A 23532-nucleotide genomic window follows, 5' to 3' on the forward strand; every position below is an offset into this window, starting at 1 on the left:
TTTAAAACAAAATCGGTATTTTTGCCGCTCAATTTAGATTATATATATGTTAAGAACAGTAACTTGTGGTGCATTAAACCTAAACAACTTAGGCGAAAGTGTTACGCTATGTGGTTGGGTACAAAAATCAAGAGATTTGGGCGGTATGACTTTTATCGACATCCGTGATCGTTATGGTATTACCCAGTTGGTTTTTAACATGGATGATAATCGTGAGCTTTGCGAAACTGCACGTACTTTAGGTCGCGAGTTTGTAATTAAAGCGGTTGGTACCGTTGTAGAAAGAAGCAACAAAAATCCAAAAATGGCTACTGGCGATGTAGAGATTAAAATTACGGCCTTAGAGATTTTAAATGCAGCAAAACTACCGCCTTTCATGATCGATGATGAAACGGATGGTGGTGACGAGTTGCGCATGAAATACCGTTATCTGGATTTACGCCGTAACCCAGTGCGCAATAACCTGGTTTTACGTCATAAAATGGCGCAATCGGTTCGCCGCTATTTAGATGCTTTAGATTTTATTGAGGTAGAAACGCCTGTATTAATTAAGTCAACCCCAGAAGGCGCAAGAGATTTTGTGGTACCTAGCCGCATGAATGAAGGTGAGTTTTATGCTTTGCCTCAATCGCCACAAACCTTTAAACAATTGTTGATGGTTTCGGGTTTTGACCGTTATTTCCAGATTGTAAAATGTTTCAGAGATGAAGATTTAAGGGCCGACCGTCAGCCGGAGTTTACACAGATCGATTGCGAAATGTCGTTTATTGAGCAAGAAGATATTCTAAATACTTTTGAAGGATTGATTCGTACTTTATTTAAAGAAGTGCGTAATTACGATTTACCGGAGGTGCCTCGTATGCAATATGCAGATGCGATGCGTTTATATGGTTCTGACAAACCAGATACCCGTTTTGCCATGCAGTTTGTGGAGCTTAACGATCTGGTAAAAGGAAAAGGTTTCCCTGTATTTGATAATGCTGAATTAGTTGTCGGTATCAATGCAAAAGGTGCAGCAAGCTATACGCGCAAGCAATTGGATGAATTAACAGATTTCATCAAGCGCCCACAAATTGGCGCTACAGGCTTAATTTATGCCCGTCACAATGATGATGGAACCATTAAGTCATCTGTTGATAAATTCTTCAATGAGGAAGATCTTAAACAATGGAGTGAGGCCTTCGCAACAGAAAAAGGCGATTTATTATTGATTTTAGCTGGTTCTACCGATAAAGTACGTAAACAGCTGAATGAGCTTCGCTTAGAAATGGGTAACCGTTTGGGCTTACGCGATAAAAATACATTCTCTGCCCTTTGGGTATTGGATTTCCCACTTTTAGAATGGGATGAAGAAACAGCGCGTTACCATGCCATGCACCATCCGTTCACTTCACCAAAACCTGAAGATATTGCTTTATTGGATACCAACCCAGGTGAAGTGCGCGCCAATGCATACGATTTGGTGATTAACGGAACGGAAGTTGGTGGCGGATCTATCCGTATCCACGACCGTGCATTGCAGGCCTTAATGTTTAAACATTTAGGTTTTAGTGCAGAAGAAGCACAAAAACAATTTGGTTTCTTAATGGATGCTTTCGAATTTGGGGCGCCTCCACATGGCGGTATTGCCTTTGGTTTCGACCGCTTAACCTCAATTTTTGCTGGTTTAGATTCTATCCGCGATGTAATTGCTTTCCCTAAAAACAATTCAGGTAGGGATGTAATGATTGATAGCCCAAGTACTATTGATGAGAAACAATTGAAAGAATTGAAGATTAAGACAGATTTATAAAACCTCGTTTTAAGCTGAGTAAATACATTTATCCTCCGGTGAATATGATAAAACAGCCATATTTACCAGAGGTCTTTTTATTTATGACCATAATTATAACGATATTGGTTTAGATAGGGAATATTATGGGCATAAATTTGCTAATTCCAATCATCAAACTACCAATCACAAATATATCATATCCAAAAAAATTAATTTGATCAGATACCCTCTCTGTTTCTAAAGGCCTCGAAAAAATTGCATCTTATTGTACTTACTTCCAGAATTTTATGCTAGTGCATGAAAGAATAATATAATTAAAAATATATTAAATTTTTGAGGCAATGGAATATCGTTTTAGTTGACCGTTTCAGTGCTGAAGTGTAAGTTTTACTCGTTTTCTATTTTTTTTATGATATATATAAATGATAAAAAAATTATATTTATAACAATTTTGTTATTGTAAATATCGTCTAACATTAAATCTCTACGCTAATGCGATTCCTTAACGCACTCACTATTGCTGTAGCCATTTTGGTTGCGCAAAAATCTTTTGCCCAATTACAGCCTCAATTTCCAATTAACATGCCAAGTGCTAATGCGGCGAACCTGGGTATGTATATGGAAGTACCGGTTTCAAAATATACTGGTATACCATCTATATCTATTCCGCTTTATACTATAGCTGACGGCAACTTAAAAATTCCGGTAGAGTTAAGCTATCATGCGGGTGGAGTTAAAGTAGATAATCATCCGGGATGGGTAGGTCTTGGTTGGTCCTTACGCGCTGGCGGATGTATTACCCGGATCGTAAAAGGCCTGGAAGATGAACTCCAATCAGACTTGGGTGGCTTTTACGATAATTATGCTTCAATAGCCGATGTAGATTGGTATACACCTGACAAGCTCAAGACAAAGGCGGACAATAATTCAGATGCTTCGCCAGATGAGTTCTCTTTTAGCGCAGGCGGAATTTCCGGAACCTTTTTATTAGACCATCAAGGAAACTGGCAAGTTAGATGTGATCGGGATGTAAAAGTAATTTTCAATAGTACTGATTTTATAGCACCGTTTGTAACTACAGCTCCGCCCAATACCAATGGAATTAGCAATTACCATAGGAATTTCGGCAAATTTACCCTGGTTACCGGAGATGGTACCAAATATATATTCGGCGGCACTAATGATGCTATAGATTATAGCCTCGATTTTTTTAGCCAGAATTCTACGCAGTGGACCGCAACTTCCTGGTATTTAACACAGGTAATCTCTGCAGATGCAAAACATAACATTAATCTGGTCTATGAAAGAGACCAATATACAAATGTATTGTATTGGAGCAAATTCCAGAACTATTCTAATATCCAGCTTACCAATAACCAGGTATGTACATCGGCAGCTATAACAGACCGGACATCTGCTTCACTTAGCGGTAATCTTATCGCCCCCGTCTACCTAAAATCTATAGAAACCACAAATGAGTACTTACAGTTTGAACGCTCTACCACAACAGAACTCCGGTATTCCAATTCTATTTATGGTTCTACTTATGCAGTTTATGATAAAGTGAGGTCAAATAGTGCTGCATCCCAACAACAAACATTTCAAACTGATGCTGAGAGGCAGGCAAGTATAGACACTACACTTTACAAGTTTATGCCTTACTTGAGACAAAATGGTTTGACGGCATATCCTGGTATTTTAAATAACCTGCAATGGAAAAAACTCGACAAGTTCACGTTAAAGGATAAATACAATAATCAGGTGATCAAACAATTCAGCTTCAATTATACCAACGACAATAACAAACGGCTTACTTTGCTTTCTTTAAAGGAAAGTAACCCTACTGCCACTATTGCAGATACACTTCCGCCCTACCGTTTTTATTATGAGGATACGTATCCACTCGGCAGTTATTTGAATAAGTATGTAGATGACTGGGGTTACCGTACAAGTCCTTCGTCTGTTTCAGATGACATCGGCTCACCGCGTCTTGTAGATCCCGCTTATTGTACAACGGCTACATTGAGGCGGATCGTTTATCCAACAGGCGGATATAAACTCTTCTTTTTCGAATCTAATAGCTACTCTTCAGCAGTTAATGATGCCAATAAATCGTTGCAAAACAAAAACAGAATTGGAGGCGGCCTGAGGGTCAAATCGATATTCGACTATGATCCCCTATCTAAAAAGGTAAAAGGTATCAAGTATTTTTACCTTAAAAACTTTACATCACCAAACCAATTGGTTAAACTATCTAGCGGTGTTATAAAAAATGAACCAGAACACTACAGGATTTTTACCGATACCTTACCCAGCGGTGAAATATTCACGTCATCTCTAAAATCACAGAACTCGGTTATTCCAATGAGCGAAAATGCTGAAGGAAGCCCGATTGGCTACTCGGAAGTTGCCGAAGTTTACGCCGATAACAGCTATGTGGTAAGCAAATACACCAACTATGATGACGGACATCTGGATGAAAATGTACTCGGTACACTTTTTTACCAAAAAAGCCTGACCAATAATTTTTCATCTCTGGCTCTGGAAAGAGGTAAATTGAAGTATTCAGCCTTGTTCAATAGTAACGGTACTAAATTGAAATCAACCACTATTACGTACCAGCCATTGCGAAATAACCGAACTTATGTAAGGCAAAGTGATTCAAAAAAATATCAGGTCTGCAATTATGGTGTTGCCAATGCCTCGCTTAGTGGCCCGTACGTTTACGAAGGTGGCTCCTATAAATTTTATACTTATCCCTATGTGCCGGTCACGGCGGTCGACAGTTTGTTTGATGGCCTTGCGCCGGTAGTAAAAACGGTTAATTATTATTACGATAATCCATTAAATAAGTTGCTTACCCGTACAGAGGTGATCAAAACAGATGGCAAAAAAACCACTGATCTCACTTTATATCCACAGGATTACTTGTCAGGAACAGGTTTTATTGACCAGATGTTGGTTAATTATATCATAGAGCAACCCATCGAGAATGTCAGGTATGTAACTGATCCTACTACAGGCGGCACCCGGATCATTTCCGGTAAAATACAAACATACGATTCAACCAATCCCTTGCTTAAAGTTGCAGATTTCCAAATGGAGAGCCTTACGGCTTTAGATCTCGCCAATTTTAAATTCTCCGGGAGTGCAGCAGGTTCATTGCCCTACAATACAGGAAAGGGGGCTTTTAATGTGGATCAGCATTATAAAAACATCGCTAACTACACGTACAACCTGACTTACGCCAATCTGATCCAAAGTGATTTAATAAATGGTACATCAAGCTCCGTTATTTGGGGATATAACAACCGGTTACCTATAGCTAAAGTAGTTAATGCCGCTGCTTCAGAAATTTATTTTAACAGTTTCGAGGAAGACCCATCAAATGTATCCAGTGATAGCAAAACAGGATTCAAGAGCAAATTGCTGAATGGTGCTTCCTATACATTGCCGGTTATGCCGAACCTAAGCGGTGGTAGAAAGTATCTTTTAAGCTTCTGGTATAAAAATGCTGGTGGAAGCTGGACTTATAGTGCAACATCTTATGCTACCCTTCCCTCATCAATCGGTGGTTACCAGCTGATAGACGAACTGAGGATTCATCCCGAAACTGCAAAAATGGTGACCACCTCTTATGTTTCTTCCCGTGGACAGCTATCTGCGGAGGCAGATGCAGCAAGCCGGTCTAAAAGCTATGAATATGATGCCATGTTAAGACTTAAAACCGTTCGTGATGATAAGAGAAACATCCTGGAACAATACAATTATAACTTTGCCCCGATAACAACCAATCCAGAGATTTTTTATTACAATGTAGTTAAAACAGGCAGTTACCAGAAAAATAATTGCGCCACAGGAACGGGAACCATAATTCCTTATGCAGTTGGTGCTGGCAGTTATGTATCTGCAACATCTCAATCAGATGCAGACAACCAGGCCCAGAATGAAGTTTCGGCCAACGGACAAGCCAACGCAAACCTGCTGGGCCAATGTGTGTATTATAATGTTGCCCAACAGGGTACCTTTTATAGATCAAACTGTGTTTCGCCACAGGTAGCTGCTCCTTTTGTAGTTTCGGTAGCAGCGGGGAAGTATAGTTCGGAGACTTCTCAGGCCGATGCCGATGCCCAGGCGGCCAGTTATATTAGTAGCCAGGGGGCAGCAGTTAATGCATTGGGAAGCTGTTTTCTACCTACCATCAGCGTAAATGTGGCCAACAACCAGAATACCACCAGTACGATCCTGGTGAAATTTACCAAAACAGGAAGCAGCACCAGTTATTCAACCACAGCTATAGCCAAGGGTACCTCGGGCAGCTTCAGTGTTCCTCCAGGTCAATATAATATTACGGTAACCACGACTGGGCCAATAGGCAGTATCAAGATATACCGTAACAACAGTTTCCAAAACTGCAACCCTTCCTCATGGGGAACGGTTACCGTTGGAAGTTCCGGAAACGAGTCATTTAATTTTACGATGTCTAACGATACCTGTTCCACTCCACCCCCACTAGACTAAGCCATGACCAGCAAGATCATCACCAATCCCTCTATCTGTTAACCTCTAATACCTCAGATCAGTCATGATTAACCTCCAACCCATCAAAATCATTCCAGGCGTTTTTTTAGCGCTTTGCTTACTTTATCATACCACATCAACAGCCCAGATTTTAGTGAATGCTCCGATGGACAGCCCTGCGGAACCCGGTGAATATTACAATCCTACAAACATCACGTTAAAGCCCGGCTTTAGCTTTACCTCGGCTGAGGGCCTTAGCCTGCGCTTGTATATCAGCTGTTTTTCGTTAAACACCGTCCCTTCTTCCAATCAGAATTATATCCTCAAAAGCATACCGAGGGTAGCCATCAATGATCCGCAGTTAATGAACAACCGTACAGCCTGCGATCTGATGCAAACGGTACAATACCTTGACGGATTGGGTAGGCCGGCACAAACCATTCAGGTGAAAGGGAGCCCTTCGGGCAGGGATATTGTACAGCCCATCGTCTATGACCAGTTTGGCAGGCAGTCGATGAAATACCTTCCTTATACCGCTGCGGCTGCAAATAGTGACGGCAGCTACAAAGTGGCAGCGCTGGCAGATCAGGCTTCTTTTTATGGTAGTTCATCTGGAAACACGACTGAAGGAAACCGCATTGGCGGCGTCATACAAACCCCCGTGCCCTACGCGCAAACGGTATTTGAAACTTCACCGCTCAGCAGGGTTGTGGAGCAAGGCAGTTATGGGCTGGCCTGGCAAACCACGGCCACACCTGATAACGACCATACCCTAAGGGCCTTATTTACCAGCAATGATCAAATGAGTACCTTCAATACATCCTCCAATATCAGCAATAACCCGGGAAGCCGGAAAGCTGCCTATTACCAGGCTGTTGTGAATGCTGATGGCAGTTACACCCTGTCAAGAACAGGTAATACCGCAACTTACGCACCTGGCCTGCTTACCGTAACTATCACCAAAAATGAAAACTGGAAACCCGGCGATGGTTGTTTTGGCACAACGGAAGAATACAAAGATAAGGAGGGGAATACCGTTTTAACCAGGACCTACAATATTAAAGGAAATACCGCTGAAATGCTGAGCACTTATTATGTTTACGATGAGCGTAACCAACTGGCTTTTGTATTGCCTCCCGGGCTTAATGCTGACGACCCTTCTCCGCTATCAGCAGCATCGCTTAACACAATGGCCTACCAATATCGTTATGATGCACGGGGCAGACTGACCCACAAGAAAGTGCCGGGGAAAGGCTGGCAGTATATGGTGTACAATAAACTTGACCAGTTGGTCGCGACGCAGGACTCGGTGCAACGGATGAAAAGCCCGCAACAATGGATGGTTACCAAATATGATGCCCTGGGAAGAACAGTGATAACCGGTATTTATGAATACGGTACCACTGCAGGTAATAATTACCTGAATGATATCGGGAATGAGGCTAATGCCTCAGGTGTCTTATGGGAAAGCCCTACAGCAACAGCTAACGGTTACAGCAATGATGCCTGGCCAACAGTAATGGCCAGTGTGCTTAAGGTGACCTATTACGATAGTTATTCTGGTATTCCGGGCTTACCTTCTGTATACGATGTCCAGAACAATAGCTTATACACCAAACAAACCAATGGTTTGGTGACGGCTACCAAAACACTGGTGCTTAATAGTTCAGATTATCTATGGACGGTACAGTATTATGATGATCAGGGCACTGTTGTCAGGACATTTGCACAACATTATCTAGGGGGTAGCTCTGCTTTGAGCACATTCAACTATGATGATGTTACGATTGAATATAATTTTCTGAAACAGCCGACCTGGATACGTAAAAAACATTATGTTTCAAACAATGGCAGTTCGGCCAGCCTGAAACTCACCACCAGCGATGTTTATAGTTACGATCATATGGGCCGCAAATTGAGTACACAGGATACCATCACCCATGAGGCAGCTGCCGCTCAGGCACCAGTGATGATCAGTAAGATCGATTACAACGAGATCGGGCAACCCATTAAAAAAGGATTACATTCTCTAAACGGATCTTCTTTTCTCCAAAATGTAGATTACCGCTACAATGCCAGGGGATGGATCACACACATCAATAATCCGGCACTTAATAACGACAATGGGCTAACCAATGCCGAAGGCAATGATCTTTTCGGGATGGAACTGAAATACGAAAATGCAGCCAATGCGCAGTATAATGGCAATATTGGTTCGGCAAATTTCAAAACAGCCCCTTATGCCGGTGTAGCTTATGATGCCTTGCTGTTCAATTACGCTTATGACAAGTTGAACAGGCTTACCTCTACAGTATCTTCGAGTGCCAACACCAATGATGGCCTTTATAACGAGAGCATGAGCTACGATAGGATGGGGAACATCCTCAGCTTAAAACGTTACGAAAAAAGCGGCTCCTCACCTGCAATTATTGATGATCTCACCTACACTTATACTGGCCAGCAGCACGACCGCATTGATGATGCGGCAACAATGGCGGGTGGCTTTACCGATGTGGTAAAACAGGCAGGCGAATATGCTTATGATGGAAATGGCAATGAGATCAAAGACCTGAATAAGGGGCTGAACAATATTGCATTTAATCTGCTGGATCTCCCGCAAACGGTAAACAAATCTAACGGAAATACGATTTCTTATGTTTATGATGCCGACGGAAATAAGCTCAGGAAGCTTTCGACAGGCAATGGTGTCACCACCATAAATGAATACATCAATGGTTTACAATACGAGTATACAGGCAGTACACCCTCCATCAGCTTTGTACAGACAGAAGAAGGCCGGGCAAGGAAATCTGGTGCTGTATATAAATACGAATACGACATTAAGGACCACCAGGGCAATACGCGTGTAACCTTTACCTGGGATCCTGCTGATGCCACCAATCAGCTGACCCCAATCATGCTGCAGCGAAATGATTATTATGCTTTTGGTTCTGCCATTGCAAGCCGCTCGGCTGTGAACAGTCCAAAAAATGAGTATCTTTATAATGGGAAAGAACTACAGGAAGAAACAGAATGGTATGATTACGGAGCAAGACATTATGACCCTGTAATCGGCAGGTGGACCGGCGTGGATGTACTAGGAGAAATTTCTTTAGAATGGTCGCCATATACTTACGGAAAAAATAACCCGGTAAGGTATATAGACCCAACTGGGATGGCCGATAAAGACTCAAAGGGTGGTGATGATGATATGGATGATGGTTTATTTGGCTCCGGTAAGGACATATTTGGGAGAGACAAATATGACAACAAATCTGGACAGTATATACCATCGTTTGAAAGAGGTGATATTGACTGGTCAAGTCTCTCGACAGCTTATGCTACACAGTACAGGCCACAGAGTAAGGAAGTAGATAAAAATGGCCCAAAGGGGGATCCGTTAGGATTGAAAGATTTCGTAGCAATCGCATCGGGTGAAGCAGCCGGAAACCGTCTTTCTGCTAGAGCAATAGGAAGTGTTTTACTGAATAGGCTGGATGCAGCAAAGTCAAATTTAAATGATCCTAATTGGATGGCAGCATCTATTCATAGTAAAGGTTTAGGAGGTACTGTTAAAGGTAACTACCAAATTCTTAGACATCCTAACCAATATGAATACAAAATGGTTATGAGTATGACTATGGATCAAATTAGGGCAAGTAAATTGCCCTATATAGTTGGCGCGTTAGAGGCTTACGACAATCGTGCGACAATGGATTATTCAAAAGGGGCTATTAGTTGGAGTGCAAGCCCTCCACCTGGCGTGCGTGGTACAGATTCCAATTTTCAACGAGTCTATCAAGGCATTTTTTATATAACTACGATAGCCGGTAATTCAACATTCTTTGGATTTAGATAACATACAACACATATGAAAATAATAACAATAAAAGTGATGATATTCATTTTCTTAACGACTATTTGTTTATTTAGCATAGTAAATGCACAGACCTTTCAACTGCAGTCCTTTGATGGAACTAAAGTTAAGGTTCGACTGGCTTATAATCCAGCGTTGGGAACATTGGCCATCGCTTGTGCTAAAGACACAATCTATTTAGTGGATTATATGGATTTAGATGATGTTAAAATACTTAATGATAGATTTTTGCAAGTTTCCTATGCTAAAAGAGCAGGATCGAATGAAGGATTAGCCAATACTTTATTATTATCCGTAGATCATAATAAACTAATTCAGGGAATACATATCAAATCTTTTTCCGAATACGATATGCGAAATTTTGATCATATACAGGGCAGTTTAAGCGAATATCAACTATTCATCGTAAAAACTCAATTAGTTGGACATGATAAGACCACTTACAAGTTAAATCTCAACATTCACGATGAAAGCAACTCTGAACGGACCCCTAAAACCAATCATAATTACAACACGCAACTTATCTTAAACTTTGACCCTAAAAAAAACATTTTTTATAGTACACATCAAACCATAGCCAAAACCTTTATGATTTATAATCCTAAAAATCAGCGAACAACTAAACAGTATTTGAATGGAAAAGTGCCTGTGATTACGATAGGCAAAAGTAGCTATTATTATATCAATGGCGAATGGTACGAAAAGGGGGACAACAATTACTTGTTAAAATCTGCATATAAATAGATTAACTAACAACCTGAGGCGGTGTTTAGTTATCCAGCAATGACAAAGGAAAACCATCGTTATCAATTTAGCAAACCTTTGTTCATAAACAATATTACTTTTTATTGGCCAAGATTATACCTATTAGGTCTAGAACACAATTCCATCCTATAAATGGTTTTTGTAGTACCTAAATTCTTAAATTTAGCTTTGTTTTTGGTAAATACTTCTTGTTCAAGAAAAATAAAAATATTCCCATGTCAAAAAAAGGAGTTTCAAAGCTGGATTTAGTAACAACAAATATCCGGTCCGAGAACCTAAAGGGTAAACCAAATTTAATTTTTAGTGATAGGTTTTGTACATTAATTGGAATGGATCTTTTGCCCCATTCATTGTTCGCGAATATCGGTTTCAGTTTCAAAGATTATCCATCGTCAATTCGCCTACAAATTTCTGAGTCTAAAGCAGTTTTGCTCCGGCCATATCATGCTTTTGACGATGAACAAAATTTAGGGGATATTATTCTGCAGGATTGGCTGAAGGTTTTAAAAAAAATTAAGATTCTTACCATCGAAGGTGGATTGATCGACAAAAAGAATATCCTTTTAAACCTGCCAATCAATACATTAGTTTTTGATCATTTACCAAAAGAAAATGGGCATGTTGTTCTGAAGACAGTTTTATCTATGAAGTTAAAATATTTAGTTTATAAAGAAATGGACGTTTCAGATATTACCTATTTGCGAAAACAGCTTCCGAAGACAGCTATTCTGCAAAAGGAAGAATATGAGCAAATGGTCAATCAAGGTTTAATTCCTTTTGAATGAGCTTTGCCTATAAAAACTGATTTCTTTTATACTTAAGTTGTACTTTTCATTGCTCTAGAAACCTCATATACTTACGGAAAAAACAACCCGGTAAGGTATATAGACCCAAGTGGTATGGCCGACAAGGACTCAAAAGGTGGTAATAAACCTGATGATGACATGGATGAGGGGATGTTTGGCTCCGGTCAGGACATGTTTGGGCGCGACAAATATGACAATAAGTCGGGTTTGTATATACCATCTTTTGAAAGGGGGGATATTGACTGGTCAAATTTAACCCGAGCCTATGCTTCACAATTTCGTCCACAAATGATGGAGGGGGGGTAAAAATGCCAATCAGGGGGGTGGCATATTAACACATGAGCAGGAATTTAAAAAGTATGGACAGATAACTAGTTTTATAAGTAGCGGCCTCTCAGGGTCATACTATGCCGGCGCTACCTATGAATACGGGACCGTTGAGACAGATAAAGGATGGCTACAAGATTATCAAACCATTCATAGCGTCGCTGGACTTGGGATTTCTGTTGGTTCTACGGGAGGACTCATAATAGCTAGGGGTAATCATAAGCCTACATTCTCAGATTGGCGAGGGTTAGTAACAGGAGGATCAGCTAGCTATATGTTCTTCGGAGCAACAGCTGGTCGAAGCGATACTTATTACGTAGTGGGAAGTAGTTTTGGGATCGGCTATGGAGTTAAAGGGAATTGGAATGGCACATTTTCATATGCGTATACATTTTTAGTTGGTGACCCTTATCGGCGACCAGAGGTTGATTTTACACGCTCTTATATAAACACACATACATATAATGGAGGGCAATAACATGAATATTAATAAATTAATTTTAAAATACGAGATTTCGAGACATACTAGTTTGAACTTAGATATTGTTCATAAAAAAACAATATCGGAACTGATAGAGGACAAGTATAGGATAACAGAACAAACTGATGCATGTATTAGATTTGATAACTCGGGGCCGCCCACATTTGAAATGCGCGGTGCGTCGGCGTCGAAACTACAATCTGGTTCTTTGGAGTTAACGGAGTCAAGTAGAAATAACGTAAAACTGACATACTTTGTTTCTTATAAATATATTCTCTTAGCACTTGCTGTGATATTGATACTCGCTTGTTTGTACAGCTTAATTTTACTTGTTCTTGGAGCATTTTTAATAATTACGTTTGGTATTGAGCTTTTTAGTCAAAATAGCAACGCAAAAGATCTCATTGCAAGAATATTAGAGTCAGAAAATAGCTAGATTTTTTTCAATTTTATAAGTGTTTATCCTTTAGAAAAGGGAATGCATTTTCGTATATCAATAAGCTTTTAAGAAATTAGTAAACATGAGGAATTAATTATAAAATAGAACGAGCATCAAAACTGGAAGGGAAGGCTTTTAAAAAAAAAGATACTTTTATGGTTAAATAAAGTTGATTATAATTAATTGCGCAAAATAACGAAAGCACTTCCTTTGATCTTAGAGGCTGGGGATCAAATGGTAAACAATTTGACAAGTAAATGGAGGAACGTTTTACCAAAAAAGCGCTTGACAACATTTGTTAAGCGCTTTTTAATATTCAATTCTACGTTGCGAACTAATATGTTTCACTATCTGGCGGAATGCCATAATCAATAAACTTCTTGTCTTTTTTTTCTTTCTTTTTACCAAACCAACCTTTAACAGAATTAAAAATTGCTGATAAATGTTCTGCGTCAAGTGATTTACCAACCTTGCCAGAAATTAGTCCTACGGCTGCCTTGGTTAAAAAACCAGCCCCTCTGAAAAGGGTTTTATTCATTACCATTGGTAAGAGCAATGACATGGCCGTACCACTGATATTTAATTTTTCGTCTGCCTTGAATAGATTATTAGGTGTGGCATATCGCTTAATTAGTGCACTAAGCGTAAACTGCTTAAAAAAGGTTTTGGTATCCGATTTAAGCATATTTTGCTTAAGGGTATACTCGACCTTTAGTTCTAATTTTCTAGCCTGCAGATCTTCTAAGTTCCGGATTTCTTTATAACTTCTCATCTTCCTCCTTATCTGCAAGTTTATCAAAGTATTTTCTAATGGCTACATTGATAATTGCTTTTTCAATGTATTTATCTTTAGTTAAATAAACAATTATGGCCAGTAAAATATAGAACAAGGAAACACAGCCGAAGCCTCCGGCATAACTACCCAAAAGATCTGATACGTATAGTGCCAAAGTTACCGAGCCAAATAAAAAGGCTAAAATGAAACAAACAATAACGGCAGTACTGGTTACCAGATCGGCAAAAATTTTCGATGCCTTTTCTACAATATAAAGCCTCGTATACTCCACCCTGGCTTCCAAAAAGCCTTTGGCATCATCTACCAGATCTTCAATGCTTTTATCTTTATTCTCTTGCATAAATTCAGATGAGATTTAGCCGGGTAAATACCCGGCTATGCAATATTTTATTTATTATGCGTGCTCTACGTCGTCGCTATATTCTTCTTCTACACTTCTCAATTTGGTTTTAATCGAGCTTACTACCTTATCTTTTAGGCTAGCCAGATTGTTAATCTCATCTGCTGCTTTATCTTTGATAGAATCGCCAAGATCTTTTAATGATTGGCTTAGTTTATCACGGGTTTCGTCACCTTTGTCTGGTGCGAATAAAATTCCTAAGGCTGCACCGGCAGCTAAACCTGCTAAAAGCGCAACTACAACTTTTGAGTTATCATTCATAATCAATTTATTTTAAGGGTTTAACAATTATGTACAATATAAAACTATTACATTATTTATTGTTAAGCTATATTATAACTCACTATGCTCATTATTTGTTTTAATTCTTTCCAATCTTTCTGATGCAAGTGTACTGGTTTCATAAATCTTAACAAGCAATATAAAATAAGATAATAGTAGCGGACCAAAAACAAGGCCCAGTATTCCGAATAAAGGGATACCAATAATTACGCCAATTACGGTTATTATAGGATGAATATTACCAACTTTTTTTGCAATCATAAATCTAAGCACATTATCGATATTGATAATCACTACAAAACCAAAAATAAGCATGGCCCAGCCTGCAAAATTATTTCCATTTGCGATCTGTAAAATCGCAGCGGGAACAAAAATAACGGGAGGCCCCAAAACAGGTACAAATGAAATAAATGTTGTAATTACGCCCCAAAACACAGGGTCTTTATAACCCAAAACGTAAAAAGAAAGGCTCACAAGTGAACCTTGAACAAGACAGATTAATCCTTGTCCCAATACATTCGCATATGTTGTATTCCTCATTTCATCGCCAAAGCGAAGCGCATTTTGCTCTCTAAACGGCGCATATTTAACAAGCGAAAATTCGAATCTTTCTCGTTCTATCAACATAAAGTAGAGTAAAAAGTACATGACTAACAAGCTTAATACAATATTTACCGCACTCGACAATAGAGAAGGAAAAAGATCGGTTGCCCAATTACCTAAACGGTTTAACCCTTCCTGAATAAGCTGCTGATTAATTTTAAACGGAATAAGGTGCTGTAATTTAATCAGCAGGTTCTTAAAAAAAACCTCATTATTCTTCAGCTCCGAAATTTTACTGATTACCATGCTGCTTAACGCATAAAATGGCATTACAATAAGTATGATAGAGATAGCGATGAGGAAAATGGCCGTTACTCTTCTGTTCCATCCCTTATTTTCAGCCAAATGGATATAGGCTGGCCGCATTATCGTATAAAGCACTAAAGTACTTAAAATAGCACTAAAAATACTCTGCAGGGAATATGCGATTAATACCCCAAGCGCAATAATAATAACCAGGTTAATGTTATTGCGCTGCTTATAAGAAAATACTGACATTCTGAGACAATAAGGTTATTCTGTAAATGCTAAAATGGCTGGTTTTGTTTTCCCTATTTTAAATTTATATTCCCTCACCAGCATCAATAAATTTAATTTTATTGTAAAGTGTTTTTCTGTCTATGTTTAAGATTTTCGCGGCCTTTGTTTTGTTAAAATTAACCGCTTTTAGTACTTCTAAAATTGTATTATATTCAGCTTCTTTAGCTGCATGACGCAAATTAAGTGATTTGTTATGATTTAATGCCGACGACAAAAGAGTAACCTTTTTTTCATTCGGTTTCTTCCGATAATCAGTCATACCGAATTCCAATGGCAAAACCTTGGGTTCTATCCAATCGCCATCAGTTAATAAGGCAATGCGTCTGATTACATTCTTCAACTCTCGTACATTACCTGGCCAACTGTAAGCCAATAAACATTTCTTCACTTCATCAGAAAAGCCTTTTATTTCTTTATTCAATTCTTGGTTTACGGTAGCCAAAAAGTGCTCGGCAAAAATTAGGATATCATGATCACGATCTTTCAATGCCGGAACGTGTATCGAAAATTCATTAAACCGGTGATATAAATCTTCCCTGAATGTACCCTTTTGAATCGCTTCCTCTAAATTTTCATTGGTGGCTACAATAAGCCGCACATCCAGATCAATCTCCTTTGTACTTCCAATCCGCTTGATTTTCCGCTCCTGCACCGCCCTGAGCAGAGTTGCCTGGATCTCGTACGATAAATTACCGATCTCATCAAGAAATAACGTGCCGCCATTAGCTTGCTCAAAGTGGCCTATCTTAGTGAAAGCTGCTCCGGTAAATGCGCCTTTCTCATGTCCAAAAAATTCACTGGCTGCCAGATCTTTAGTTAAAGAACCGCAATCCATCGCAATAAAAGGCTGTTCGCTGCGCGAGCTATTGTAGTGGATGGTTTTAGCAACACATTCTTTCCCAGTTCCGCTTTTCCCCGTTAGAATAACCGTATAACCTGTTGGCGCAATGAGCTGGATCTGTTTCAGCAACGATACCGAAGCATCGCTCTCCCCGTTTATGTACGCTGGAGCATTCAGCACATTAGAAATGGCATGGCAACCAGTATCTTCGAAATTTTTAGTAGATTTCTGTGCTCCCTGTGCTTCCAGGGCTTTATTGATGGTATTTAAAATTTCATCCGGGTAAAGTGGCTTCACAATATAATCGTAAGCACCAAGTTTTATCAATTCTACAGCAAGCTTAATATCCGAATAACCTGTAATAATAATCACACTGGTATTTGGGTAATTCTCCTTAATGTAGATTAAAATTTCTTTTCCGTCTGTATCATCTAACCGATAATCACATAATACCAAATCGAACCGCTCTTTTTCAAGCGCCTGCAAAACCCTTTTACCACTTGTTATATTCGAAACTTCAAATCCTTTTTTAGTTAAAAATTTGGAGAGCATTAAGCCGATGCTAATTTCATCGTCAACAATGAGTATCTTCTTTTTCATGAGTAGCGTTGTTATTCTAAAAACCCATTATGCATTCATAATACATTAGGTTAATAATTTAATAACATAATTACTCAAAAAAATTTGTATTGAAAAGACTTTGCAACATTTTTGTTATACAAAAGCCAACTTAATACTACAACCTTCTATTTTCCTACAAAATTCGGCTTTCTCTTTTCCACAAATGCAGCTGCGCCTTCCTTAAAATCGGCAGTTTCAAAACATTTGCCAAATTCTTCAATTTCGGTAAGGTAACCATTCTTATTATTTACAGCTGCATTTACCGCTTTTATTGCTGCCGAAACAGCTAATGGCGCGCGTTGCTTAACCAGATTCAGTATTTCTTCAGCCTTGCTAATCAGATCAGGCTGTGGAACAACATAATTTACAAGGCCTATTTTTTCTGCCAATGAAGCCGTAACCATATTTGCAGTGGTAATCATTTCTATTGCTTTACCTTTCCCAACCAACTGGGTGAGGCGCTGGGTACCCCCATAACCAGGAATTAACCCTAAAGTAACTTCTGGCAAACCCAACTTAGCGTGGTCTGATGCAACGCGCATGTGACAAGCCATAGCCAACTCCAGTCCTCCACCCAAAGCAAAGCCATTAATTGCAGCAACAAATGGCTTAGAGGAATTTTCAATGGCATTAAAAACCTGGTCGTGACCAAGTTTGGATAAATCCTCTCCCTGTTTACCACTATAATCAGAAAACTCTTTAATATCAGCCCCTGCAACAAAAGCCTTTTCGCCTGAACCGGTTAAAATAACACCTCTTACCTGATCCGTTTTACCCGCATAGGCAATTATATCTGCCAGTTCTGCCAAAGTATCTTTATTTAAGGCATTTAGCGCCTTTTCGCGATTGATGGTAACGTATAAAATGTTTTCCTTTAGTTCTGAGATTAAATTTTGATATGCCATAGCTTAAAAATTTCTATTTTCTGTTACCCAATTCTGAATATATTCTACAATGCTTGCCATCGTTGTACCTGGAGGAAATAGCTCCCCAACGCCCATATCTGCCAGTTTCAACCGATCTGCTTCGGGGATAATTCCCCCGCCGGTTAATAACACATCATCTAACTGTTTTTCTTTCATAAAATGAATAATTTTTGGAAAAACCGTCATGTGTGCGCCCGAAAGAATAGAAATCCCTATGGCATCAACATCCTCCTGAAGTGCTGTATTCACCACCATTTCTGGCGTTTGGCGCAGGCCAGTATAAATTACTTCCATGCCCGCATCCCGTAAGGAAGTTGCAATTACTTTAGCCCCTCTATCATGGCCATCTAATCCAACTTTAGCTACTAAAACGCGGATAGGCCGATTTAATACTTTGCTCATCATTCATATTAAGTTGATGTAAATGTATCGATTTTATTAGGTAATTGATAAATATGAAAAAGCAGATAATGCGAAGGCTCATTGTTTATAGTTGTGGTTTTCGATAGCAAATTAGCCTATTATACTAACATATTTGTTCTTTCATAGCAGTATAATGAAGTTCTGGGCTATCAACTATTAACTATGGGCTAATAAACCCATAATCATTGTATAAATCCGCTCAATCTTTTTACATTTGCATTCCTAATTTACAGGTTTTTATGAGTGAAGAAAAGTCATTGAACTTTATTGAAGAAATTATTGAGAACGACTTAAATAGTGGTAAGTATGAAACTTTGGTTACGCGTTTCCCGCCCGAACCTAATGGTTATCTACACATTGGCCACGCGAAAGCGATATGCTTAAATTTCGGACTAACACAAAAATACGGTGGTTATACCAATCTGCGTTTTGACGATACCAATCCGGTTACGGAAAAAACAGAATATGTAAATAGCCAGCAAGAAGATATCAGGTGGTTGGGTTTTAACTGGAAAAATGAATTATATGCCTCAGATTATTTTGATGAGTTGTATGGCTTTGCCGTTAAGCTGATCGAAAAAGGTTTGGCATATGTTGACGAGAGTTCTGCGGACGAAATTGCAGCCTTAAAAGGTACACCAACAGAACCAGGACAGGATAGCCCACATCGTAACCGCAGCATTGAAGAAAATTTAGACATTTTTACGAAAATGAAAAATGGTGAATTTGCAGACGGTGCTTATATTTTGAGAGCTAAAATCGATATGGCCAGCCCAAATATGTTAATGCGCGATCCGATTATCTATCGCATTAAACATGCAGAACATCACCGCACAGGCAACAAATGGTGCATTTACCCAATGTACGATTTTGCTCACGGACAAAGCGATAGTATCGAAAACATCACGCACTCTATTTGTACGTTGGAGTATGTTTCGCACCGTGAACTGTACGATTGGTTTATCGAAAAATTAGAGATTTTTCCTTCAAAACAATATGAATTTGCCCGTTTAAATCTAACCAGTACGGTAATGAGTAAACGTAAGCTTCTTCAACTGGTTAACGAAAACCTGGTAAATGGTTGGGACGATCCGCGCATGCCTACGATAAGTGGTTTGCGTAGGAGAGGTTTTACCCCAAAAAGTATTCGTGAGTTTTGCGAACGTATTGGTATTGCCAAACGCGAAAACTTAATTGAGCTCAGTTTATTGGAATTTTGCATCCGCGAAGATTTAAATAAAACGGCTAACCGGGTGATGGCAGTTTTAGACCCGATCAAACTGGTAATTACGAATTACGAGAAAGGAACGGAAGATTTAATCGGCGAGAATAATCCTGAGGCTGAAGATGGTGGAGGCACACGTGTGATCCCTTTTAGCAATGAGCTTTGGATAGAACGCGAAGATTTTATGGAAGTACCAGCAAAGAAATGGTTCCGTTTGGCCCCTGGCGCAATGGTACGCTTGAAATTTGCCTATATTGTTAAATGCGAAGATTTTGTGAAGGATGAAAACGGAAACGTTACTGAAATTCATTGTACCTACATTCCAGAATCTAAAAGCGGAAGCGACACGAGCGGGATTAATGTTAAAGGCACCATCCATTGGGTAAGTGCTCCCCATGCTAAAACAGCCGAAATCCGCTTGTATGATCGTTTATTTACTTCAGAAACACCTGATGCTGAAGAAGGTGATTTTAAAGACTATTTAAATCCTGAAAGTTTAACGGTATTGCCAAACGCTTATATTGAGCCAGCATTAGCCGATGCAGATTTGGATGGCCGCTATCAGTTTATCCGTAAGGGTTATTTCTGTTTAGATAAAGATTCTACCGCTGATAAATTGGTTTTCAATAGGACGGTAACACTAAAAGATACATTTAAGAAGCCAAACTAATTTTTAGCTACTTTTTTACTACAGATAGGCACAGATGAACACAGATTATTGTGGCTTGTCTGTGCTTTTTTTTATTCCGTAGTTCATTAGCCAATAGTCCATTGGTTGACTACCTCATGCAAATAATTCCTTCATCCGTTTTACATCTTGCATTGTTAACGGCAAAGAACGGAAAGTTTGTAAAGGGGCAAGTAAACTCTTCATAACCCCGGTCATCTGACTTTCGGACTTATTTACACTAACCGCCAAACGCTCCACCCTTAATACTTCATATAAACATTATAGAGCACCAAAATATCAACAGGCGTTAAAGTTTTTGTGATATCTGATTGTATAAAATGAATTTTGAATGCTTCAATAGCAGCCGGCAGATTAGCGGTATTGTAACCAATATATTTCAGGGCTTTTTCTGTATCAAAGTCGGCAGGTGGGTTTTTTAGAACATCATCGTACCAAAATCCAAAACCCTTATCTGCCAATTTCTTCCAGGGGAAATTTTTGGGGTCGTTTTTACGACCTGGTGCAATATCTGCATGGCCTATAAAATTTGCGGTAGGAATATTATATGCTTGTTTTAGCGTTGCCAGCAATTTTAACAAGCTGTTCATCTGAGCATCAGGCCATGGGTCAGTTAAACCATTATTATCCAGTTCAATACCAATAGATGAAGAGTTGAGGTCGGTATCTTTTCCCCATTTACTCACACCAGCATGGTTGGCACGTAAATAATCATTAACCATATGCACTACTTTACCATCACGACCAATTACGTAATGTGCACTGGTACCTGCTTTGGTAGAGAAAAATGTTTTTATCGTTTGTGCTAAACTATCCTGGGCGGTATGGTGAATCACCACAAAATTTGGTTTGCGTATCCCAAAATTTACAGAACCAATCCACTGCTGATTTGTTGGATTTAACGAATCGTACAATTGCCCGGCTGGAGGTACCGTTCCAATAATTTCTGCAAAACCTTTCGCCTTATCTTTATAGATTTTTTCTGTTGCCGCATACCTGCTGGTGGTGCATGAGGCTAAAACCATGATCAGAGAAAAAGCAGTTAATACATATGTTTTGTATAAATTAGAAAACAGCATGGGTATGTTGATTTTAAAAAAATGAAGGTACAAAGTTATGCTAAACTTCGTCCAATGCATCAAACTTTATACAAAGCTTTCAAAATTTACTAATTTAGCAGCCATATACTTTAACATGAAGAATTTATATAGATCAACCCTGCTTTTATCGGCAATAGCCATGTCGGTAGGTTCCTTATCGTCTTGTACTGGTAATAATAAACCTAATAATGATGAAGCTGTGGTAGTGCAAAAAGATAGTCTTACCAATTATGTTGCGCAACGGTTACCCATTTACGAAAGGGTAAAATTAACCACCAATATTAACGGGCTTAGTGTTAACGACCGTAAAATTTTGCCTTTGCTGATTCAGGCGGCTGAAATTATGGATCAACTTTATTGGAAACAAGCCTATCCGCAAAGAGATAGTCTTTTGGCCACTATTAAAGATGAAAAAACACGCGATTTTGTTAATATCAATTATGGCCCTTGGGACAGATTAAATAATGATAAACCTTTTGTTGAAGGTGTAGGCCCCAAACCAGAGGGCGCGTTCTTCTATCCATACGGAATTACAAAAGAAGCCATAGAGAAATCAGATCTTAAAGATAAATTTGGTGCCTATTCTGTTATTCAAAAAGACAGTACTGGCAAATTATCAACCGTACCCTATCACGTACTATTTGCTGCAGAATTACAAAAAGCAAGCTCACTATTAAAACAGGCCGCTTTGATTGCAGACGATGCTGGTTTAAAAAAATATTTAAACTTAAGGGCTGATGCTTTGGTAACCGATAATTTTACCGCAAGTGATTATGCCTGGCTGGATATGAAAACCAATGGTTTAGACATCATTATCGGCCCGATTGAAAATTATGAAGATAAACTCTTTAATGCACGTACCAGTTACGAAGCTTATGTTCTAATTAAGGATAAAGAGTGGAGCAAACGCCTGGCGAAGTATGTAAAAATGCTCCCGGAGTTACAGAAAAACCTGCCTGTAGCAGCAAAATATAAAACAGAAACACCTGGAACGGACTCTGAGCTAAACGCCTACGATGTAGTTTATTATGCAGGAGATTGTAACGCCGGATCGAAAACCATTGCCGTCAATCTCCCGAACGATGAAAAAATTCAACAGGAAAAAGGCACGCGCCGTTCGCAGCTGAAAAATGCGATGCAAGCGAAATTTGATAAAATCCTGGTACCAATATCCAAAGAATTAATTGAAGCAGACCAGCAACAGTATATTAAGTTTGATGCTTTTTTTGCAAATGTAATGTTTCACGAAGTAGCACATGGCTTAGGAATTAAAAAAACCATTACCGGAAAAGGTTTTGTACGTGCCGCATTAAAAGAACAATATAGTTGGTTAGAAGAAGGCAAAGCCGATATTTTAGGCTTATATATGGTAACTGGCCTGCTCAAAAAGGGGGAGTTAAAAGGTGATATAAAAGATTATTATACCACATTTATGGCCGGTATCTTACGCTCAGTTCGCTTTGGTGTTTCTGAAGCACACGGAAAAGCTAACATGCAATGCTTTAATTATTTCCAGGAAAAAGGCGCTTTTGAACGTACAGCTAAAGGTACTTATAAAGTAAACTTCGAAAAATTTGCAACGGCAATGAATGATTTAAGCGCATTTATTCTTACTCTTCAGGGTAACGGCGATAAAACTGCGGTAGAAAAAGCACAAAAAGAAAAAGCGATTATCCATACAGCACTACAAACAGACCTGGACCGGTTAACTAAAAAGAATATTCCGGTTGATGTGGTTTTTGAACAAGGTGTTGACGTACTAGGGGTAAAATAAAGATTCCTTTTACTCAGGGAATTTAAAGCCATAGATTTGCAGGCGTAAGCTTGTTTGTCTGTGGCTTTTTTATTTACTGGTTTATTTTTCCTGTAGCGTCGGGTAACGATGAACTGGCAATTCGTTAATTGTTCTAATTCGTTATTGACAACTGCAAACCAACAACTGATTAATGGTTCCTGATTTGCCGAGTTCCTTAAGTGCAAATCGTCATCCTGAACTTGTTTCAGGATCTACCAACAAGCGTAGTTCTTCTTTTGAAAATAGGAGATATCTTTCTCTCTTTAAAAGATTCTGAAACAAGTTCAGAATGACGTAACGAA

The 23532-nt window shown here is 39.1% G+C and carries 16 protein-coding genes; 8 read left to right on the forward strand and 8 right to left on the reverse strand.

All coding sequences use genetic code 11. The features are described 5' to 3' along the window. Positions 1 to 46 precede the first annotated feature (46 nt). The 6 genes from aspS (at position 47) to OQX63_RS12500 (ending at position 12049) form a co-directional block, all read left to right on the forward strand. Positions 47 to 1792, forward strand: coding sequence for an aspartate--tRNA ligase (gene aspS, locus OQX63_RS12475; RefSeq protein ID WP_265851201.1), 1746 nt, complete (start codon positions 47 to 49; stop codon positions 1790 to 1792). Between the two features lie 474 nt (positions 1793 to 2266). Further along, on the forward strand, positions 2267 to 6295 hold the full coding sequence (locus OQX63_RS12480; RefSeq protein WP_265851202.1) for a DUF5977 domain-containing protein: 4029 nt from the start codon (positions 2267 to 2269) through the stop codon (positions 6293 to 6295). A 64-nt stretch (positions 6296 to 6359) separates the two neighbouring features. Next, the gene (locus OQX63_RS12485) at positions 6360 to 10154 is read left to right on the forward strand and encodes a DUF6443 domain-containing protein (protein ID WP_265851203.1); all 3795 of its coding nucleotides are present in this window, start codon (positions 6360 to 6362) and stop codon (positions 10152 to 10154) included. 12 nt (positions 10155 to 10166) lie between these two features. Then, positions 10167 to 10916, forward strand: a complete 750-nt coding sequence (locus OQX63_RS12490; RefSeq protein ID WP_265851204.1) for a hypothetical protein — start codon at positions 10167 to 10169, stop codon at positions 10914 to 10916. A gap of 236 nt (positions 10917 to 11152) precedes the next feature. Further along, positions 11153 to 11722, forward strand: a complete 570-nt coding sequence (locus OQX63_RS12495; protein ID WP_265851205.1) for a hypothetical protein — start codon at positions 11153 to 11155, stop codon at positions 11720 to 11722. A gap of 114 nt (positions 11723 to 11836) precedes the next feature. Next, a complete protein-coding gene (locus OQX63_RS12500; protein WP_265851206.1) occupies positions 11837 to 12049 on the forward strand; it encodes a hypothetical protein in 213 nt (70 codons plus the stop codon). A gap of 1275 nt (positions 12050 to 13324) precedes the next feature. On the opposite strand, the gene OQX63_RS12505 is transcribed toward OQX63_RS12500, so the two are convergent. The 7 genes from OQX63_RS12505 to OQX63_RS12535 all read right to left on the reverse strand — a co-directional run bounded on the left by OQX63_RS12505 (position 13325) and on the right by OQX63_RS12535 (position 18404). Continuing rightward, complete coding sequence (locus OQX63_RS12505) at positions 13325 to 13762, reverse strand: hypothetical protein (RefSeq protein WP_265851207.1); 438 nt, start codon at positions 13760 to 13762, stop codon at positions 13325 to 13327. After that, positions 13749 to 14126: a phage holin family protein gene (locus OQX63_RS12510; RefSeq protein WP_147230248.1), complete on the reverse strand. Its 378-nt coding sequence runs from the start codon at positions 14124 to 14126 to the stop codon at positions 13749 to 13751. The genes OQX63_RS12505 and OQX63_RS12510 overlap by 14 nt, the downstream gene beginning before the upstream one ends. A 54-nt stretch (positions 14127 to 14180) precedes the next feature. Next, positions 14181 to 14447 carry a YtxH domain-containing protein gene (locus OQX63_RS12515; protein WP_025142262.1) on the reverse strand — a complete coding sequence of 89 codons (267 nt, stop codon included), beginning with the start codon at positions 14445 to 14447 and terminating at the stop codon, positions 14181 to 14183. 72 nt (positions 14448 to 14519) lie between these two features. Further along, a complete protein-coding gene (locus OQX63_RS12520) occupies positions 14520 to 15569 on the reverse strand; it encodes an AI-2E family transporter (protein WP_265851208.1) in 1050 nt (349 codons plus the stop codon). Between the two features lie 64 nt (positions 15570 to 15633). Further along, positions 15634 to 17052: a sigma-54-dependent transcriptional regulator gene (locus OQX63_RS12525; RefSeq protein ID WP_265851209.1), complete on the reverse strand. Its 1419-nt coding sequence runs from the start codon at positions 17050 to 17052 to the stop codon at positions 15634 to 15636. Positions 17053 to 17198: 146 nt separating this feature from the next. After that, positions 17199 to 17978: an enoyl-CoA hydratase/isomerase family protein gene (locus OQX63_RS12530; RefSeq protein WP_265851210.1), complete on the reverse strand. Its 780-nt coding sequence runs from the start codon at positions 17976 to 17978 to the stop codon at positions 17199 to 17201. 3 nt (positions 17979 to 17981) lie between these two features. Further along, the gene (locus OQX63_RS12535; RefSeq protein WP_244215883.1) at positions 17982 to 18404 is read right to left on the reverse strand and encodes a cobalamin B12-binding domain-containing protein; all 423 of its coding nucleotides are present in this window, start codon (positions 18402 to 18404) and stop codon (positions 17982 to 17984) included. A gap of 257 nt (positions 18405 to 18661) precedes the next feature. Here OQX63_RS12535 and OQX63_RS12540 point away from each other — a divergent pair, with 257 nt between their 5' ends. Next, positions 18662 to 20317: a glutamine--tRNA ligase/YqeY domain fusion protein gene (locus OQX63_RS12540; protein ID WP_265851211.1), complete on the forward strand. Its 1656-nt coding sequence runs from the start codon at positions 18662 to 18664 to the stop codon at positions 20315 to 20317. A 260-nt stretch (positions 20318 to 20577) separates the two neighbouring features. On the opposite strand, the gene OQX63_RS12545 is transcribed toward OQX63_RS12540, so the two are convergent. Further along, complete coding sequence (locus OQX63_RS12545) at positions 20578 to 21414, reverse strand: N-acetylmuramoyl-L-alanine amidase (RefSeq protein ID WP_265851212.1); 837 nt, start codon at positions 21412 to 21414, stop codon at positions 20578 to 20580. A 115-nt stretch (positions 21415 to 21529) separates the two neighbouring features. Between OQX63_RS12545 and OQX63_RS12550 the strand changes: the two genes are divergently transcribed. Then, positions 21530 to 23209 (forward strand): dipeptidyl-peptidase 3 family protein, encoded by a 1680-nt coding sequence (locus OQX63_RS12550; RefSeq protein ID WP_265851213.1) that lies wholly within the window; start codon positions 21530 to 21532, stop codon positions 23207 to 23209. The last annotated feature ends 323 nt before the right edge of the window (positions 23210 to 23532 follow it).

The organism is Pedobacter sp. PF22-3 (assembly GCF_026239555.1).
Classification (GTDB): domain Bacteria; phylum Bacteroidota; class Bacteroidia; order Sphingobacteriales; family Sphingobacteriaceae; genus Pedobacter.